This is a genomic window from Beijerinckia sp. 28-YEA-48 (assembly GCF_900104955.1).
GTDB lineage: Bacteria > Pseudomonadota > Alphaproteobacteria > Rhizobiales > Beijerinckiaceae > Terripilifer.
On sequence record NZ_FNSI01000001.1, the window covers coordinates 4,627,568 to 4,643,533 of the forward strand.

A 15,966-nucleotide genomic window follows, 5' to 3' on the forward strand; every position below is an offset into this window, starting at 1 on the left:
ATGGTCTTCATCGAGGTGAAATCGCTGGGCGGCATCAATTATCTGCGCGCCGCCGATGTGGTGGCGGTGCAATATGTCGAACCGAGGAAGAGCACGGTGGTTCTGGGCACCGGGGCGTTGATCCAATGCGTCGAGGCGGCCAAGGATATCGCCGAGCGGGTCGAAGCGGCTGTCGCGGCCACCGCGGCGGGATTGAAAGGGTAAGACCATGGCGATGCAGGCGAATGAGATCGAACGGCTGATCCGGGAGGCGCTGCCGGATGCCCAGGTCGAGATCAAGGACCTGGCCGGGGACGGCGACCATTATGCCGCCACGGTCGTTTCGGCCGCTTTCAAGGGTAAGAGTCGGGTCCAGCAGCACCAGATCGTCTATGCGGCGCTGAAAGGCCAGATGGGCGGCGTCTTGCATGCCCTGGCCCTGCAGACGAGCGTCCCGGATTAGCACCCTCTGGCAGGGGCTCTGCGGAGCGTCTATATAGGCAAATGACAGCGGAGCCTTGACCTCCGTTTTGAAAGGATTTGGCCATGGCCAATGCGCAGGAACAGATTGCCAAGGAAATCGCCGGCAACGACGTCGTGCTGTTCATGAAGGGCACGCCGCAATTCCCGATGTGCGGTTTCTCCAGCCAGGTTGTGCAGATTCTCGATTACCTGGGCGTCCCCTTCAAGGGCGTCAACGTGCTCGACGACGAAGGCATCCGCCAGGGCATCAAGGAATTCTCCAACTGGCCGACCATTCCGCAGCTCTATGTGAAGGGCGAATTCGTCGGCGGTTGTGACATCATCCGCGAAATGTTCCAGGCCGGCGAGCTTGCCGCGCATTTCAAGGACAATGGCGTGCCGGTGTCCGAGGCGGCCAACTCCTAAACTTCCTGCCTGAGGGTCTAGAGCAAATCACGTTTCGGTAGAAACGTGATTTTGCTTAGATTCTCTTATTTGGACAGCAGGGCCGTCAGCTTTTTGTCTATCTCTTGAACATCGCCTGAAATCGCCAGCACCTTGCTGCGTGCGGTGGCGCCGCTGCGCAGGCTCACCGCCGAGCGCGGCAGGCCGAGTGTTTCAGCCACCAGCCGAATCAGCGCCACATTGGCTTTGCCGTCTTCAGGCACCGCGCGGACCCGGACTTTCGCGACCGTCGAACCGTTCGCCAGGGTAGCGCTGCCGTCAATATTGTCGCGCGCCGCTTTCGGCGTCAGTCGCACCGAGAGCAGCACTTCGCCGTCACGCAGCGTCCAAGGCCGGGCGGCGCCCAATCACTTGCCCAGTCACATGCCGATGAAGGACGGGTAGATGTAATAGGCGATGATTCGCTGCAGCAGGAAGATCAGCAGCAGCAGCACGACCGGGGACAGGTCGACCGCGCCCATATTGGGCAGGATATTGCGAATCGGACGCAGCAGCGGTTCGGTGACGGCGGTCAGGGCCGACCAGATCGCCCGCACGAAATCATTGCGATAGTTAATCACGTTGAAGGCGATCAACCAGGACAGGACCGCCGAAACGACGATCACCCACGTATAGAGATCAAGGACAAGCAGAATAACGTCCAGAATCGCACGCATAGGCCCACCGGCTGCAAGAGGATCACTGCGCCGGTTTAGAGCATTTTTTCCCATTGGGGAATGGCTTGAGGGGCGTTTGCAAGGATTGGCTTGGCAATGTCCGCGCCGGACGCCCACCGCCCTGTGTTAGCGCCTCATTCTTGCCAGTCTTGCGTTGACAGTGCGCCAGCCGGGCCGTAAACCACGGCCGCTGGATCCTAGATCCGGGGCTGTAGCTCAGATGGGAGAGCGCTGCAATCGCACTGCAGAGGTCAGGGGTTCGAATCCCCTCAGCTCCACCAAGCCCCATAAAACAGAAGAGAGAATTTCGGCTGCGGCCGCGTCGACGGTGGTCGAGGCGTGCCTGGTGGGTCGAGTATTTGCTGCGATCCGTTTACGAGGCTGTCTCGACGAGGTGCCCCTGTTGACGTCCGGAGGAGTCTCTCCTTCTCGCCCACCTGACTCGGGCTGGCTGGCAAGCCGTGATTAATTGCCGTGATATCTGAATTCATACGAATATGTTGAATTCTCGGGTGCTCTCGCGGACTTCATGGTCCTCGACACTTCGGGCGAATGCCGCGTGTTTCGTGTCGGCATGTGCGTGCATTTACGCGCACTCATTGCGGCCCGTCGTCCAAGAAGAGATCAAAGAAAATCAGGAGTCCAGGATGAAACGTGGTGGATTGCTTTTGGGACTAGCAGCGTCGTTTCTGGCGACGGCGGTCCTCGCGCAGCAGCCCGTCAAGATCGGCATGATCACGACGCTGTCGGGGCCTGCGGGTTATCTGGGGCAGGACGTGCGCGACGGCTTCAAGCTCGCTGTCGACATGGCCGACGGCAAGCTCGGCGGCGTGCCGATCGAGATGGTTGTCGAGGACGATGGTCTCAAGCCTGGCCAAGGCAAGCAGATCGCCGAACGGATGATGACGGTCGATAAGATTAAGCTGATCAGCGGTCTGGTCTTCTCCAATGTGGCCTCCGCTGTCGTGCCCGATGTTCTCGATGCGGGTGGCATCGTCATCAGTCCAAATGCCGGCCCTTCGGAATTCGCTGGCCGCGAGTGTCATCGCAACTACTTCGTGATGTCCTGGCTCACCGACACGATGCAGGGCAGCGCTGGGCGCAATGCCACGCAGCTTGGTTACAAGCGCGCTTTTGTTCTGGCGCCGAACTATGCCGCCGGTCGTGATGCGATCACTGGCTTCAAGCGTTTCTTCGAAGGTCAGGTCATCGGCGAAATCTATACGCGCCTCGATCAGACCGATTTCGCCGCCGAGATGGCGCAGATCCGCGCGGCCAAGCCCGATGTGGTATTCCAGTTTCAGCCCGGCGGTCTCGGCATCGCGTTCCTGCGCCAATATCAGCAAGCTGGCCTGTTGGGGACGATTCCGATGGTGATCGCCGAGCCGTCCATGGATCATGCGATTCTGAAAGCTGTCGGCGAGTCGGCACTCGGACTGAACGTCTCGGGAAATTGGAATACCGATCTCGACAACGCCGCTAACAAGACTTTTGTCGCCGCTTTCACCAAGGCCTATGGCCGCGTGCCGACGATGTATGCCGCACAGGGGTATGACACGGCGCGCGCCATCGGCGCGGCGCTGGGCAAGACTGGCGGCAAGGTTGATGACGCAGCCGCATTCCGCACCGCGATGCTGCAAGCTGATTTTGAATCGGTGCGCGGTTCTTTCAAGTTCGGCGTCAATCAGCATCCGGTTCAGAACTGGTATGCCATGATCGTGGAGAAAGACGCGAACGGCGCGCCGACGTTGAAGACGACGGGCACGATCCTGTCGAACTATGTCGATCCCTTCGCCGAGCAGTGCAAGCCGTAACGCGCTGTTCGCTGCCTGGAGCCTTTGCTTCAGGCGGCGATACTCTTGGCATCGTCGTGCCTGCCACCGGGAATTGTCTCAGGGCGTTCGATGAGTCAGACTGCTCGGTGCGTTCCTAGGCCAGGAACATGGCCGAGGAAGCGCTGAGGAAACGCCAATGACGAAATATCTTCTGGTCAGCTTCAAGACATGCCCATGGGTGCAGCGGGCGGCGATCGTCTTGCGCGAGAAGAAGGCCGAATTCGAATTCACCCATATCGATCAGAACAATCGACCCGATTGGTTCCTGGCCATTTCTCCGCACAAAAAAGTGCCGGTGCTGCGTATCGACGATAAGGTGTCGCTGTTTGAATCCAACGCGATCGCCGAATATCTCGACGAGACGATCGCGCCGCGCTTGCACCCCGACGATCCCGTGGTGCGCGCGCTCAATCGTGCCTGGACAGATTATCTGCCGACCTTCGCCAGCGCCGTGACCAGCCTCGCCTATGCCGCGAGCGAGGCGGACTACACCCAAAACGTCCGCGATCTTTCGGTGCCGTTCCAGCGGCTGGACGATGCGCTTGGCAATCAGGGAGATGGGCCCTTCTTCAACGGTGTGCGCTATTCCTTGGTCGATGCGGCCTATGCGCCGTTTCTGCAGCGATATTTTTTCCTCGATCGGATCAAGCCGATCGGCGTCATCGAAAAGTTCCCGCGTCTGCAGGCCTGGGGCCAGGCGCTCGTCGCGCGCCCGTCGACGCATTCTTTTCCGGCGGCGGAATTCGAGGCTACGTACCGGTCTGTCTTGAAGCAGCGGCAGAAATGGCTGGCGCAATTCATTGCGCCAGATGCGGTCGCGGCGGCTTGAGCGGGGCCTGGCTTTCGCGGTGACGGTGGACGCCCGTAACGCGCGATTGCTATCGGCGGGGTCTCCGAATTATCTATAAAAGATGACGACAGCCAAAGACGACACGCTCGCGGTGCGGATCAGCAAGGTACTGGCCGAGCGCATTATCGCGGGCGCCATCGCGCCGGGCGTGAGGCTCGGCCAAGACCATATTGCCGAGGAATTTGGCGCCAGCCATGTGCCGGTACGCGAAGCTTTTCGCCGTCTCGAGGCGCAGGGGCTCGTCGTCAGCGAGCCGCGCCGGGGCGTTCGGGTGGCTGGTTTCACCGTCGAAGAGGTCAAGGAGGTCGCGGAAATGCGCGCCGCGCTGGAAGTGCTGGCGCTGCGTCATGCTGCGCCGCATCTGACTAAGGCTTTGTTAGATCAGGCGGAAGAGGCGACGCGGGCCGGCGACAAGGCCACCGATGTGCAGGCCTGGGAGCAGGCTAACCGGCATTTCCACCGCCTCATCCTGACGCCCTGCGCTATGCCACGCCTGTTGAAGGCGATCGACGACCTGCACACTGCCAGCGCCCGCTTCCTGTTTTCAGGTTGGCGGGCCGAATGGGAGGCGCCGACCGATCGGGATCATCGGGCGATTCTCACTGCGCTGCGGGCCGGGCAGGTGGAGACGGCCGGATTGGTGCTTGGCCGACATGTCCAAACGATCGGCCAGAAGCCCTGGCAAACCAGTCGCTTGCGCTCCACCGCGCGCAGCTGATGAAGGCCTCTGCGGCCAAGCTCTTGCAATTCCTCGCCGTCTGTGGACTCTTTTAGCGATAGAGTTAGAAAATTATCTATAATTTTGCGATGGAAGAGTAGCGATGCATGACATTGGTGTGCGGCCGGTCGAAAGCCGCGCCGTCTGGTCTTTCCCTCTCACCGTGGTCGCTGGTGCGGCCGTCATGACCTTGGCTGCCAAGGTGCAGGTTCCGTTCTGGCCGGTGCCGATGACCCTGCACACCTTGGCGGTGATGGGCTTCGCGGTCGCCTTCGCGCCGCGCCGCGCCGTCGCGATTTTCCTGGCCTATCTGGCGGCGGGTGCCGCCGGCCTGCCGGTCTTTGCAGGCTCGCCGGAACGTGGCATCGGGCTCGCCTATCTGGCAGGTCCCACCGGCGGCTATCTCGCCGGCTATCTCTTGGCGTCTGGCCTTGTCGGCCGGCTCGCCTCCGGCAAAGGCACGCTGGGTCGTTTCGCGGCCATGCTCGCCGGGCTGGCGGTGGTCTATGCCCTTGGCGTCGCCTGGCTCGCGGTCTATGTGCCCGCCGGTCAACTGTTCGCCGTCGGTGTCGCGCCGTTTCTACTCGGCGATCTCGTCAAGATTGCTCTTGTCGCTGCTGGCTGCAGTCTGTTGCCGGCTCTCTTCGCGCGCTTGCGGGATAAACGTTCATGAGTGCCGCGGATGAAACGATCCGGCACGATTGGACGGTTGACGACATCGTCGCGCTGCATGACCTGCCGCTGCTGGAATTGGTAGGCCGCGCCAATGCTGTACATCGCCAGCATCACGATCCCAACAAAGTGCAACGGGCGAGCCTGTTGTCGATCAAGACCGGGGGATGTCCGGAAGATTGCGGCTATTGCTCGCAATCGGCGCATCACCGCGAGGTGAAGCTGACGCGCGACAAGCTGATGAACCCGCAACAGGTGATCGCGCTGGCGACGACAGCGAAAGCGGCGGGCGCGGATCGCTTCTGCATGGGCGCAGCGTGGCGTCAGGTCCGCGATGGCAAGGAGTTCGATGCGGTCATCGACATGGTCAAAGGCGTGCGCGCGCTCGGCATGGAAGCTTGCGTGACGCTGGGCATGTTGCAGCCGCATCAGGCCGAGCGCCTCGCTGACGCCGGGCTCACCGCCTACAATCACAATCTCGATACGAGCCCAGAATTCTACGGAAAGATCGTGTCGACGCGCACCTATCAGGATCGTCTCGACACGCTGGCGACCGTGCGTTCCTTCGGTATCGATCTGTGTTGCGGCGGTATCATCGGCATGGGGGAGACGATCCGCGATCGCGCTTCGATGCTGCACGTGTTGGCGCAAATGGATCCACATCCCGAGAGCGTGCCGATCAATGCGCTGGTGGCTGTCGCGGGAACGCCGCTGGCACACCGCTCGCGCATCGATCCGCTCGAACTGGTGCGCATGGTGGCGACGGCTAGGATTGTGATGCCGACATCGACGGTGCGGCTGTCCGCCGGTCGTTCACATCTCAACCGTGAAGCACAGATTCTCTGCTTGATCGCCGGCGCGAATTCGCTGTTCTACGGTGACACGCTGCTGACGACACCGAATGCTGATCTTGGCGAAGACGCGGATCTGTTCGCGGCGATCGCAGAGCCGGAAAGTGTCCCCGCTGCTTGACATCGCGACGGGCGTGGTTTCAGACTGTGCCCATTCCAGGGAGATCCCCGGCAAGGGGCTGAGAAACCGCTGGCACGCCGGACATCGTCCGGATGAACGCGCGGAAATCCTTAGAACCTGATCCGGTTCATACCGGCGTAGGGATTGGATTTCGCCCCGCTCGCCACTCGCACGAAGCGCTCGATCTCCTCCCCGGCGCCGTCCGAGGAGTTGCGATGCGAGGCCCACCCACCACCACCCTACGGCGTTTTCGTCAGAACGTCCAAGATGAGAACACGCCTGCGGCGCAGGATGTGCCGAGGTCGACTGACATTGCCATTATTGGTGGTGGTCTGATCGGCCTGTCGATTGGCTGGCGCCTGGCGCGCCGTGGTCTCGACGTTACGTTGTTCGAACGCGGCAGCATCGGGCAGGGCGCGAGCCTTGCCGCCACCGGCATGCTGGCCGCCGCCGCCGAACTTGAACCCGGCGGCGAGACGCATCTGGCCTTGGCCCTGGAAAGCCAGCGGCTGTGGCCCGACTTTGCACGCGCGCTTGAAAACGAAGGCGGCGTTGATATCGACTATCGCGCCGATGGCGTTCTGCTGGTGGCGCTTGGCCGCGAGGAGGTCGATCGTCTGCGCATGCGCTACGATCTGCAACAACGCGCCGGCCTTGAGACGCAGTGGCTCAATGGCCCGCAATGCCGGAGCCTGGAGCCGGGCCTCAAACCTTCCGTCACCGCCGGCATTCTCTGTCCCGCTGATCATCAAGTCGATCCGCCACGCGTTATGGCGGCGCTGCGCCAAGCCTATCTGGCGCAGGGCGGCCAGCTTGTTGAGCATTGTGAGGCGCACCTGGAGTTGGCGGGCGGCAAAGCCGTTGGTGTGGCGACGCAGTATGGCGTGTGCCCCTCTCGCATTGTCATCGCGGCCGAGGGCGCTTGGACAAAGCTCGCGGGCCTCGACATTCCCGTGCGGCCGCTGAAGGGGCAATCATTGGCGTTGCGTCCTGCGTCAGGCCCAGCACCGCTGTCGCGCATGGTCTGGACCGAGCAGATTCATTTTGCGCCCAAGAGCGATGGGACTTTGATCGTCGGCGCCACGATGGAGGAATGCGGCTTCGACGACAGCGTCACCGCCGGCGGTGTCTACGCTTTGCTCGAAGGGGCGCGGCGCGCACTTCCTGCTGTCGAAGAAATGCCGTTGGAGGCCGTATGGTCCGGCTTCCGCCCGACTTCAATCGACGATGCGCCAATCCTCGGCGATACCGGCATCTCGGGCCTGCTCGTTGCCACGGGCCATCACCGCAACGGCTATCTGCTGGCGCCCGTCACAGCGGTCGCGATCGAACAGTGTGTCATCGACACTCACATCACTGGGCCAGCCGCTGAGTTCGGCCCGTCCCGTTTCGCACCCGTGGGAGCCCGCTCATGAAGCTGATCGTTAATGGCCAGAGCCGCGACAGCGCTGCCCAAACACTCGATGCGCTCTGGCACGAGGAGACCGCCGAACTCGATCTGCCAGGGCCGAAGGGCTTTGCCATCGCACTGAACGGCAAGGTGGTGCGGCAGGCCGATTGGGCCAAGACGCCTTTGTCCAATGATGACCGCGTGGAAATCATCCGCGCCTTTGCGGGAGGTTGATATGGAAGATGTTCTAACGATTGCCGGCGTGGCTTTGTCCTCGCGGCTGTTCATCGGCACTGCCGGCTATCCCAATCAGCGCATCATGGTGGATGCGATCGCGGCGAGTGGCGCCGATCTTGTCACGCTGTCGGTGCGTCGCATCTCCTTGAGTGGTCATGGATCGGATACGGCACGCTTGCTTGCCGGCCGCCGTTTCCTACCCAATACGGCCGGCTGCGAAACAGCGCGCGATGCCATTCTCACCGCACAACTGGCGCGTGAAGCGCTTGGCACCAACTGGATCAAGGTTGAAGTGATCGGCGATCGTGAGACGCTCTATCCCGATGTTGGCGAGCTGCTGGAAGCAACGCGTCAGTTGGTCGATGATGGCTTCGTCGTGCTGCCCTATTGCAACGACGATCCGGTGATTTGCGCCCGTCTTGCCGATCTGGGTGCCGCCGCTGTCATGCCTATGGGCTCGCTCATCGGTTCCGGCATGGGGGTCGCCAATCCGGCCAATCTCGAACTGATCTGCGCTCGTTCGCCTGTTCCCGTCATCGTTGATGCCGGCATCGGCACGGCGTCCGACGCGGTCATCGCCATGGAGTGTGGCGCCAGCGGCGTTTTGCTCAACACGGCGGTGGCGAAGGCCGACGATCCGGTGCGCATGGCTCATGCCATGCGCCACGCGGTGGAGGCGGGCTGGAACGCCCGGCAGGCGGGCCGCATCGCGCGGCGTGGCCGGGCGGAGCCGTCGAGCCCGCAGCTCGGATTGGTGGGCTCGTGAGTTTTGCGAACAGATTGCCGGACCAATTGCTGGTCGTTACCGACCGGCATCAGGCGTCACGAGATTTGCCGGATGTGATCTCGGCGCTCCTTGCTGGCGGTGCGCGCTGGATCTGGTTTCGTGATCGCGATCTTGCCGCAGCGGAACGCCGCGCCTTGGCGTTGCGTCTGTATGAATTGACGCAAGTCGCAGGGGCCATGCTGACCATTGGCGGCGATATTGGGCTCGCCGCCGAGGTGGGCGCGCAAGCGGTGCATCTGTCGCCTACTGACGACGTGCCTGCGGCTCGCGCGCTGCTTGGCGCTGATGTGCTGGTTGGCATCTCGGCCCACAACGAGGCCGATATTCAGGCAGCGCTCGCGGCCGGTGCCGACTATGTCACCTTGAGCCCGATTTTCCCTACTGCCAGCAAGCCGGGCTACGGCCCGGCTTTGGGTCCGGGGATGCTACGGCGGGCCAGCGCGCTCGGCCTGCCGATCCTGGCGCTTGGCGGTATCACCACGGATCGCGCTTCCGCCTGTCAGGCAGCGGGGGCCGCTGGCGTTGCGGTGATGGGCGAGGCGATGCGCGCCGATGATCCCGCAGCACTCGTTCGCAGCTTCCGCGCGCATGTGTCTTAAGCCGCTAAAGCCCGAGATAGGCCTGGCGCACACGTTCGTCGGCGAGCAGTTCGGCGCCGGTGCCCGATAGGGTGACGCGGCCGTTTTCGAGCACATAGGCGCGGTTGGCGATCTTCAGCGATACGGCGACATTCTGCTCGACCAGCACACAGGTCATGCCGGCGGCGTTGAGCGCGCGGATGGCTTTCAACACGTCGTGGACGATGGAAGGGGCGAGGCCGAGTGACGGCTCGTCGAACATGATCAGCTCTGGCTCGCCCATCAGGCAGCGGCCGATGGCCAGCATCTGTTGTTCGCCGCCCGACAGCGTACCGGCGGCCTGGCCGAGGCGCTCCGACAATTTCGGGAACATCGCTTCGACCCGCTCGCGATTGCGGGCGCGGCTGGCCCGCGCGCGCGGCAGCATGGCGCCCATGTCGAGATTCTCTGCCACGGTGAGCGAGGGGAACACCTGTCGCCCTTCGGCCACCTGGCCGATGCCGAGATTGCAGACGAGATGGCTCGGCAGGCCGGCGATCTCCTTGTCGTGGAAGCGGATGCGGCCGTCCGCTGGCTTGATCATGCCACCGATGGTGCGGATCAGCGAAGTCTTGCCGGCGCCGTTGGCGCCGACGATGGCGACGATGGTGCCGGCTTCGACTTCGAGGCTGACATCGTCGAGAGCCTGGGCGTCACCATAGAAGACATCGAGGTTTTCGACTGTGAGCATCACAGGTCCTCCACGCCGAGATAGGACTCGATCACCGCGCGTTCGCGCAAAACGGTGTCAGGCGCGCCCTGCGCGATCACCGCGCCGTGCTGGAGGACGAGAATGCGCGAGGCGAGTGCGGTGACGGCGCGCATCACATGCTCGATCAGCAAAATGGTGAGGCCGGTGCGATTGAGATCGCGCAGGATGGAGACGATGCGGTCGGTTTCCATCGGCCGCAGGCCGGCCATCACTTCATCGAGCAGCAGAAGTTTGGGTTTCGTCGCCAAGGCGCGGGCGACTTCCAGGCGCTTGCGGTCGGGTAAAGTCAGGCTCGAAGCGGTTTGCATGCGTTTGGTGGCGAGATCGAGCTGTTCCAGGATGTCCCGCGCCACGGTGCGCGCTTCGCCGATCGTTTTGGCATGCAGCAAAGCGCCGATCACCACATTGTCCTCAACGGTGAGGGCGGGAAACGGCTTCACCAGTTGGAACGTGCGGCCGATGCCGCGCCGGGCGATCTCGTCGGCGCGCCGGCCATCGATTGGCTGGCCATCGAAATGGATCGACCCGCTGTCCGGCGTCATGGCACCAGCGATCATGTTGAAGAGCGTGGTCTTGCCGGCACCATTGGGTCCGATCACCGCGAAGATTTCGCCGGGTTCTACGTCGAAGCTCACTTCGCTTACCGCAGTCAGGCCGCGAAAGCGTTTGGTGACATGGGTAACAGAGAGCAAGCCGGTCATTTGCCTGCTCTGTCGAGGCGAAGATAGCGGGCGAGCCAGGGCCAGACGCCTGAGGGCCGCAGCGAAATGATGATCATGAGGATGAGGCCGTAGAAGATCGATTTGGCGCCGGGAACGTTCAGGCCCGAGCTTTGGATGAAGGTCGTGAGGCCTTCTCCCAAGGGCGTCAGAATGATGGCGCCAACGATCGGGCCGAAGATCGTTCCCAGTCCACCGATGATCGGCGCGAGAATCAGCTCGATTGAACGGCTAATGTCGAAGATCTGCGACGGAAACAGGTTGCGATAGTAGAAGCCATAAAAGACGCCACCGACAGAGGTCATGCCGGCGGAGATCAGCATGGCGATCATGCGCACGCGAAAGACATCGATTCCTACGGCCTGCGCCGCCAGCGGATCTTCACGCACGGCGAGCCAGCGATAGCCGAGTGGGGATTGCCGCAGCCAGGCCACGAGCGCCGTTGCCGCCACAGCCAGCGCCAGCGCCACATAGTAGAAAAAGCCGACGCCGCCGTTCAGATTCCACCAATCGTGCGCCGTTGGGCTGACGGGCAGGAACAGGCCGCCGGAAGCACCCGTGATTTGCAGATGGTCGAAGCCGATGCGCGTGAATTCAGCGAAGGCGATGGTGAGCAGGGCGAAATAGACACCTTCGACACCGAAACGCCAACCGAGCCAGCCGACGATCAGTCCGGCTGACGCGGCAACGGCGATGGCAATAAAGACGCCGATCCAGGGACCGATGCCGAACAGCAGCCAGAGCGTCGTCGCTGTATAGGCGCCGAGGCCCAGGTAAAGGGCGTGGCCAAGCGACAATTGGCCGGCGAAGCCCATCAGCAGATTCCACGCCTGGCCGAGATAGGCGAAATAAAGCACCAGGATGAGAACCGACAGCAGATAGCGGTCGACGACAAATGGCGCCACGATGAAAGCCAGCAACAGCAGCAGACCAAGCCATATCCCGTGCCGGGGCATCTGCGTCCAAAGCGTATTCATAGGCGGCGCCCCATGAGGCCTTGGGGGCGCAGGATCAGCACCAGAATTAGCAAGCCGAAGGAGAACATGCTTTTCATCGACGGCTGAATGAAGAAACCCGCGAGCGCTTCCGACACGCCAATCAGGACACCGCCGACCAAGGCGCCGGCCATGGAGCCCAAGCCGCCGATGATGACGATGACAAAGGCCATCAAGGTGTAGGACGGGCCGAGGCTCGGAGAGGCGTCGGCAATCGTCTCCATCAAGGCGCCAGCGGCGCCGATGCAGACGAAGCCAACCCCGAACGTGACGGCATAGAGTTGTTTGACGTTGAGCCCGACAACGGCCGCGCCTGTGAGATTATCGGCGCAGGCGCGGATCGCGGTTCCGGTGCGCGTGTAGCGAAAGAACAGAAATAGGAGCGCCGAGACCGCGAGCGCGGCGCAAGCCGCCAGCACTCGCACCTTGTCGAGGATCAACGGGCCCAGCTCGTAGCTGTCGAAGCTATAGGACAGATTGACCGGCCGCGCGTCCGGCCCAAAGGCAATCAGCAGTCCATTGACGACTACCGTCGCCAGTCCGACGAGAAGGATGAATTGCTCGTGTTCGGCGCGGCCAATGAACGGATTGATCAAAGTTCGCTGCAACACATAGCCGAGGACAAAAAAAGCCACGGCGATTGGCAGAAGTGAGATCAACGGATCGAGATGGAGCATTTCGAACATGACGAAGGCGGCATACATCGCCACCACGGCGAATTCGCCATGGGCGAAATTGACGACGCGCATGACGCCGAAGATCACCGACAGGCCAAGCGCCATCAAACCATAGACGAGACCGGTCAGCAGGCCTTGAACGATGATATTCAAGGTGATGGCCGTCATGACGTACTGATCCTCAAATCTTGAGTCCTCGATAACTTAGTCCTGAAGGGGCGCTTTGCGATAGGCGAAACAAGTAGTCTATGGCCGAAGCCGGAGTGTCATCCCGGGCGCCGAAGGCGACCCGGGAACCAGGGACCAAAAGGCGCGAACGCCAATCGGCGATAGCTCGAAGTAACGCAGCCTTTGACTCCTGGATCCCGGATCGCGCCGTTGGCGCGTCCGGGATGACACAGAGGCTGCGGCTCGACGCTGCTCAGGTGCGCCCCTGCCACGGCGGCTCGGGGAGAACCGGCGTCATGGTCGCCACGTCGGCCGGCAGGACGACGGTTGGCACGCGCCCGCGGTTTTGCACGACAGCGGCCGGGATATTGGTGTTCTGGCCTTTCTCGTCGAAGGTGATCGGCGGTCCAATCATGGCGTGATCGGCCAGGTTGGTGGCCTTCAACGCTTTCATCAGTTCAACGCCATTGGTCGTGCCAGCGCGTTTAAACGCATCGGCGGCGGTGAGCAGTGCGTCGAAGGTGAAGCCGACGTTGAAACATTCGATGGGGAAGCGGAAATCGGGCTGCATTTTCTTGAAGGCGGCTTCCAGCGCCTGGGTCGACTTCGACTTGGGGTTGGCCCAAGGCAAAGCATAGGCGTGGTAGTCGGCCAGCGGCCCCAGCGCCTTGAAAAACTCTTCGTCATAGAGACCGGGCGACCCGGGCGAGAGAATGGCCATCGGCTGGAATTTCTGCCGCACAACATCGCGCACCAGTTTGATCGCATCGGCGGCGCGGGTCACTACCAGAAGAATATCCGGGTTGAGACTACGCATCTTGGTGACTTCGACTGAGAGGTCCTGCGCCTTGGGATCGTAGGCGATCGATTCGACCAGTTTGAACGGCATGTTGGCGGCCGGGAACAGCTTGTCCATGCCCTGTCGCTGCGCCATGCCGAAGGTGTCGTTGGCGTGCAGGAAGACCGCCGTTTTCGGCGCGACTTTGGTGACGTCGATCAGCGCCTTGATCTGCTGCAGGCCGCCGGTGACCAGCATCTGCCCGGTGGGGAAGTTGCGCACCAGGAATTTATAGCCCTGTTCGGTCAGTTGCGGCGCGGCAGCGATGTTGACGACGAGCGGCACCTGACGCTGTTCGCACACCTGCGCGATGGCCAGGGTTCCGGCCGAGTCGAAGGCGCCGACAATGCAATGGGCGCCATCGTTGATGGCGCGTTCCGCCTGGGTGCGTGCCACATCGGGATTGGACTCGATGTCGATGTGAACCAGTTCGACCTTATAGCCGAGGTCGGCCAGGACCGGGGCCGAGACCAGGGCGCCGCGGTGGCAGCTCTGGCCGGCCTGGGCGAGATAACCCGATCGGGGCAGCAGAACGGCGATTTTCAGGGTTTGCGCCTGCGCCCGCAGGATCGATGGGGAAGCCAGCACCGCGGTACCGACGGCGGTGCCCGCCAAAACGGTGCGGCGGCTGAACTTTGATCGGTCATTCAACATGGAAGATCCTCCTGCCCCGCCGCTCTCGAGGCGGCGATCTGATCGCATCATTATGGTTCGTGATGGCGAATGGCTGCCGATGGCATGGAAGCGGCGACACTGTGTCGGGCCGGCCCCTTGCCTCGGTTGGACTTCGCCTCGATGGAAAGTCTTGGTCTCCTCCAATCTTTCAGCAAAACATCCGTGAGCGGGACTTATCAATTAGTTCAGTATCGCGCCCGGACGTCTGCTCTGGGCGGAGTTTCGCCTGCTCTTTCGGCTTTGTCGAGCAGATGCGCTCGCCGGCGGAAACAATCGTTTCAAACGCTCGTCGCTCATTATGTGCGGAGAGCGTCGGCGAGATCACTTCAGTGGTGACCGCATGGAAAATCTCGTCGTTTTCTGCTAAGCTCTCTCCATGACAACGGTCTTGTCTACTTCCCCGCCGCCTGGTGCGGCCGCCGACTGGACCATCCCGCAGGCGTGGACCAGTTATCGTCCCGATGAGCATGCCATGTGGGACCGGCTGTTCCAGCGCCAGTCCGCCATGTTGCCGCAGCGCGTGACGCCGGCTTTTTTCGAAGGGCTCGACATCCTACGCCTGTCGAAGCCGGGCATTCCCGATTTCAACGAGCTCAACGATCGACTGATGAAGGCGACTGGCTGGCAGGTGGTGGCCGTGCCGAGGCTGGTGCCTGACGAAGTGTTCTTCGAGCATTTGGCCAACCGGCGCTTTGTCGCGGGCCGTTTCATCCGCACGCCGGCGCAGATCGATTATCTGGAAGAGCCGGATGTCTTCCACGATGTGTTCGGCCATGTGCCGTTGCTCGCCAACCCGGTGTTCGCCGATTACATGCAGGCCTATGGCCAAGGTGGCTTGCGCGCCGCCGGCCGTGGCGCCATCGAGAAACTGGCGCGGCTTTATTGGTACACGGTGGAGTTTGGCTTGATCCGCGATGGCGATCACTTGCGGCTCTATGGCGCCGGCATTGTCTCGTCCTACGGCGAATCGATCTTCGCGCTCGATGATCCCTCGCCCAATCGCATCGGCTTCAATGTGAAGCGATTGATGCGGACTAATTATAAGATCGACGATTATCAGCAGACCTATTTCGTCATCGACAGCCTGGAAGATCTTTTAGACAAGACGCTCAACACCGATTTTGCGCCGATCTACGAAGAGCTCGAAGGGGTGCAGGCCTATGCGACCGATGCGGTGCTGCCCGACGATGTGGTCTATCATCGGGGCACGCAGGCCTATGCGCAAACGCATTCGAAGGTAGGGTGATGATCAAGAAACTGGATGCGGCGGCACGCGACAAGGCCTTGGCGGCTCTAAGCCACTGGCGCTACGAATTCGAGCGCGATGCCATCGTGCGCGATTTTAAATTCGCCAATTTCGTCGAGGCTTTTTCGTTCATGTCGGCGGTGGCGCTGCTGGCGGAGAAGGCCGACCATCATCCCGAATGGTCGAATGTCTATAGTCGCGTCTCGATTCTGCTGACCACCCACGACGCCAAGGGCCTGTCCGAGCGCGACATCGCGCTGGCGCGGGAGATTGATCGGTTGGCCAAGGCGTAAGCC

At 61.9% G+C, this 15,966-nt stretch carries 21 protein-coding genes, 1 tRNA gene and 1 riboswitch; of the genes, 15 read left to right on the forward strand and 7 right to left on the reverse strand.

Going from position 1 to position 15,966, the window contains the following annotated elements:
* The 3 genes from BLW50_RS21720 (at position 1) to grxD (ending at position 867) form a co-directional block, all read left to right on the forward strand.
* Complete coding sequence (locus BLW50_RS21720) at positions 1 to 204, forward strand: hypothetical protein (RefSeq protein WP_090706482.1); 204 nt, start codon at positions 1 to 3, stop codon at positions 202 to 204.
* A 4-nt stretch (positions 205 to 208) separates the two neighbouring features.
* Positions 209 to 442 (forward strand): BolA family protein, encoded by a 234-nt coding sequence (locus BLW50_RS21725; RefSeq protein ID WP_090706485.1) that lies wholly within the window; start codon positions 209 to 211, stop codon positions 440 to 442.
* A gap of 83 nt (positions 443 to 525) precedes the next feature.
* A complete protein-coding gene (gene grxD, locus BLW50_RS21730) occupies positions 526 to 867 on the forward strand; it encodes a Grx4 family monothiol glutaredoxin (RefSeq protein ID WP_090706487.1) in 342 nt (113 codons plus the stop codon).
* Positions 868 to 932: 65 nt separating this feature from the next.
* Here grxD and BLW50_RS21735 read toward each other — a convergent pair whose 3' ends face one another.
* Both BLW50_RS21735 and BLW50_RS21740 read right to left on the reverse strand, forming a co-directional pair.
* On the reverse strand, positions 933 to 1,253 hold the full coding sequence (locus BLW50_RS21735; RefSeq protein ID WP_090706490.1) for a DUF167 family protein: 321 nt from the start codon (positions 1,251 to 1,253) through the stop codon (positions 933 to 935).
* A 12-nt stretch (positions 1,254 to 1,265) separates the two neighbouring features.
* Entirely contained in the window at positions 1,266 to 1,562 is a 297-nt protein-coding gene (locus tag BLW50_RS21740) for a YggT family protein (RefSeq protein ID WP_090706492.1), read from the reverse strand.
* 205 nt (positions 1,563 to 1,767) lie between these two features.
* Here BLW50_RS21740 and BLW50_RS21745 point away from each other — a divergent pair.
* The 10 genes from BLW50_RS21745 (at position 1,768) to BLW50_RS21790 (ending at position 9,622) form a co-directional block, all read left to right on the forward strand.
* Positions 1,768 to 1,843, forward strand: a tRNA-Ala gene (locus BLW50_RS21745).
* A 366-nt stretch (positions 1,844 to 2,209) separates the two neighbouring features.
* On the forward strand, positions 2,210 to 3,376 hold the full coding sequence (locus BLW50_RS21750; RefSeq protein WP_090709514.1) for an ABC transporter substrate-binding protein: 1,167 nt from the start codon (positions 2,210 to 2,212) through the stop codon (positions 3,374 to 3,376).
* A gap of 157 nt (positions 3,377 to 3,533) precedes the next feature.
* Positions 3,534 to 4,226 carry a glutathione S-transferase family protein gene (locus tag BLW50_RS21755; protein ID WP_090706494.1) on the forward strand — a complete coding sequence of 231 codons (693 nt, stop codon included), beginning with the start codon at positions 3,534 to 3,536 and terminating at the stop codon, positions 4,224 to 4,226.
* Between the two features lie 82 nt (positions 4,227 to 4,308).
* The gene (locus tag BLW50_RS21760) at positions 4,309 to 4,965 is read left to right on the forward strand and encodes a GntR family transcriptional regulator (protein ID WP_090706496.1); all 657 of its coding nucleotides are present in this window, start codon (positions 4,309 to 4,311) and stop codon (positions 4,963 to 4,965) included.
* 103 nt (positions 4,966 to 5,068) lie between these two features.
* Positions 5,069 to 5,638 carry a biotin transporter BioY gene (locus BLW50_RS21765; protein ID WP_090706498.1) on the forward strand — a complete coding sequence of 190 codons (570 nt, stop codon included), beginning with the start codon at positions 5,069 to 5,071 and terminating at the stop codon, positions 5,636 to 5,638.
* Positions 5,635 to 6,609 carry a biotin synthase BioB gene (bioB, locus tag BLW50_RS21770; protein ID WP_090706500.1) on the forward strand — a complete coding sequence of 325 codons (975 nt, stop codon included), beginning with the start codon at positions 5,635 to 5,637 and terminating at the stop codon, positions 6,607 to 6,609. Before BLW50_RS21765 ends, bioB begins: the two co-directional genes overlap by 4 nt.
* Before the next feature lie 28 nt (positions 6,610 to 6,637).
* Positions 6,638 to 6,771: riboswitch (TPP riboswitch) on the forward strand.
* Positions 6,772 to 6,824: 53 nt separating this feature from the next.
* Positions 6,825 to 8,024 carry a glycine oxidase ThiO gene (thiO, locus tag BLW50_RS21775; RefSeq protein WP_090706503.1) on the forward strand — a complete coding sequence of 400 codons (1,200 nt, stop codon included), beginning with the start codon at positions 6,825 to 6,827 and terminating at the stop codon, positions 8,022 to 8,024.
* On the forward strand, positions 8,021 to 8,233 hold the full coding sequence (gene thiS, locus BLW50_RS21780) for a sulfur carrier protein ThiS (RefSeq protein WP_090706505.1): 213 nt from the start codon (positions 8,021 to 8,023) through the stop codon (positions 8,231 to 8,233). The genes thiO and thiS overlap by 4 nt, the downstream gene beginning before the upstream one ends.
* Positions 8,193 to 9,002, forward strand: a complete 810-nt coding sequence (locus BLW50_RS21785) for a thiazole synthase (RefSeq protein WP_090706508.1) — start codon at positions 8,193 to 8,195, stop codon at positions 9,000 to 9,002. Before thiS ends, BLW50_RS21785 begins: the two co-directional genes overlap by 41 nt.
* On the forward strand, positions 8,999 to 9,622 hold the full coding sequence (locus tag BLW50_RS21790; protein ID WP_244544346.1) for a thiamine phosphate synthase: 624 nt from the start codon (positions 8,999 to 9,001) through the stop codon (positions 9,620 to 9,622). Before BLW50_RS21785 ends, BLW50_RS21790 begins: the two co-directional genes overlap by 4 nt.
* A 4-nt stretch (positions 9,623 to 9,626) precedes the next feature.
* Here the strand turns inward: BLW50_RS21790 and BLW50_RS21795 are convergent, their stop codons facing one another.
* From BLW50_RS21795 to BLW50_RS21815, 5 genes are all read right to left on the reverse strand, one after another.
* Entirely contained in the window at positions 9,627 to 10,331 is a 705-nt protein-coding gene (locus tag BLW50_RS21795; protein WP_090706514.1) for an ABC transporter ATP-binding protein, read from the reverse strand.
* The gene (locus BLW50_RS21800) at positions 10,331 to 11,053 is read right to left on the reverse strand and encodes an ABC transporter ATP-binding protein (protein ID WP_090706516.1); all 723 of its coding nucleotides are present in this window, start codon (positions 11,051 to 11,053) and stop codon (positions 10,331 to 10,333) included. The genes BLW50_RS21795 and BLW50_RS21800 overlap by 1 nt, the downstream gene beginning before the upstream one ends.
* Positions 11,050 to 12,048 carry a branched-chain amino acid ABC transporter permease gene (locus BLW50_RS21805; protein ID WP_090706519.1) on the reverse strand — a complete coding sequence of 333 codons (999 nt, stop codon included), beginning with the start codon at positions 12,046 to 12,048 and terminating at the stop codon, positions 11,050 to 11,052. The genes BLW50_RS21800 and BLW50_RS21805 overlap by 4 nt, the downstream gene beginning before the upstream one ends.
* Positions 12,045 to 12,911, reverse strand: coding sequence for a branched-chain amino acid ABC transporter permease (locus BLW50_RS21810; RefSeq protein ID WP_090706521.1), 867 nt, complete (start codon positions 12,909 to 12,911; stop codon positions 12,045 to 12,047). The genes BLW50_RS21805 and BLW50_RS21810 overlap by 4 nt, the downstream gene beginning before the upstream one ends.
* A 253-nt stretch (positions 12,912 to 13,164) precedes the next feature.
* Positions 13,165 to 14,403, reverse strand: coding sequence for an ABC transporter substrate-binding protein (locus BLW50_RS21815; RefSeq protein WP_090706524.1), 1,239 nt, complete (start codon positions 14,401 to 14,403; stop codon positions 13,165 to 13,167).
* 409 nt (positions 14,404 to 14,812) lie between these two features.
* On the opposite strand from BLW50_RS21815, the gene phhA reads away from it, so the two are divergent.
* Both phhA and BLW50_RS21825 read left to right on the forward strand, forming a co-directional pair.
* Positions 14,813 to 15,670 (forward strand): phenylalanine 4-monooxygenase, encoded by an 858-nt coding sequence (gene phhA / locus BLW50_RS21820; protein WP_244544347.1) that lies wholly within the window; start codon positions 14,813 to 14,815, stop codon positions 15,668 to 15,670.
* Entirely contained in the window at positions 15,670 to 15,963 is a 294-nt protein-coding gene (locus tag BLW50_RS21825) for a 4a-hydroxytetrahydrobiopterin dehydratase (protein ID WP_090706529.1), read from the forward strand. Before phhA ends, BLW50_RS21825 begins: the two co-directional genes overlap by 1 nt.
* Positions 15,964 to 15,966 lie beyond the last annotated feature (3 nt).

Coding starts and splice junctions, on each gene's coding strand:
- BLW50_RS21720 (WP_090706482.1), top strand. CDS start 1: ATGGTCTTCATCGAGGTGAAATCGCTGGGCGGCATCAATTATCTGCGC.
- BLW50_RS21725 (WP_090706485.1), top strand. CDS start 209: ATGGCGATGCAGGCGAATGAGATCGAACGGCTGATCCGGGAGGCGCTG.
- grxD (WP_090706487.1), top strand. CDS start 526: ATGGCCAATGCGCAGGAACAGATTGCCAAGGAAATCGCCGGCAACGAC.
- BLW50_RS21740 (WP_090706492.1), bottom strand. CDS start 1,562: ATGCGTGCGATTCTGGACGTTATTCTGCTTGTCCTTGATCTCTATACG.
- BLW50_RS21750 (WP_090709514.1), top strand. CDS start 2,210: ATGAAACGTGGTGGATTGCTTTTGGGACTAGCAGCGTCGTTTCTGGCG.
- BLW50_RS21755 (WP_090706494.1), top strand. CDS start 3,534: ATGACGAAATATCTTCTGGTCAGCTTCAAGACATGCCCATGGGTGCAG.
- BLW50_RS21760 (WP_090706496.1), top strand. CDS start 4,309: ATGACGACAGCCAAAGACGACACGCTCGCGGTGCGGATCAGCAAGGTA.
- BLW50_RS21765 (WP_090706498.1), top strand. CDS start 5,069: ATGCATGACATTGGTGTGCGGCCGGTCGAAAGCCGCGCCGTCTGGTCT.
- bioB (WP_090706500.1), top strand. CDS start 5,635: ATGAGTGCCGCGGATGAAACGATCCGGCACGATTGGACGGTTGACGAC.
- thiO (WP_090706503.1), top strand. CDS start 6,825: ATGCGAGGCCCACCCACCACCACCCTACGGCGTTTTCGTCAGAACGTC.
- thiS (WP_090706505.1), top strand. CDS start 8,021: ATGAAGCTGATCGTTAATGGCCAGAGCCGCGACAGCGCTGCCCAAACA.
- BLW50_RS21785 (WP_090706508.1), top strand. CDS start 8,193: ATGACCGCGTGGAAATCATCCGCGCCTTTGCGGGAGGTTGATATGGAA.
- BLW50_RS21795 (WP_090706514.1), bottom strand. CDS start 10,331: ATGCTCACAGTCGAAAACCTCGATGTCTTCTATGGTGACGCCCAGGCT.
- BLW50_RS21800 (WP_090706516.1), bottom strand. CDS start 11,053: ATGACCGGCTTGCTCTCTGTTACCCATGTCACCAAACGCTTTCGCGGC.
- BLW50_RS21805 (WP_090706519.1), bottom strand. CDS start 12,048: ATGAATACGCTTTGGACGCAGATGCCCCGGCACGGGATATGGCTTGGT.
- BLW50_RS21810 (WP_090706521.1), bottom strand. CDS start 12,911: ATGACGGCCATCACCTTGAATATCATCGTTCAAGGCCTGCTGACCGGT.
- BLW50_RS21815 (WP_090706524.1), bottom strand. CDS start 14,403: ATGTTGAATGACCGATCAAAGTTCAGCCGCCGCACCGTTTTGGCGGGC.
- BLW50_RS21825 (WP_090706529.1), top strand. CDS start 15,670: ATGATCAAGAAACTGGATGCGGCGGCACGCGACAAGGCCTTGGCGGCT.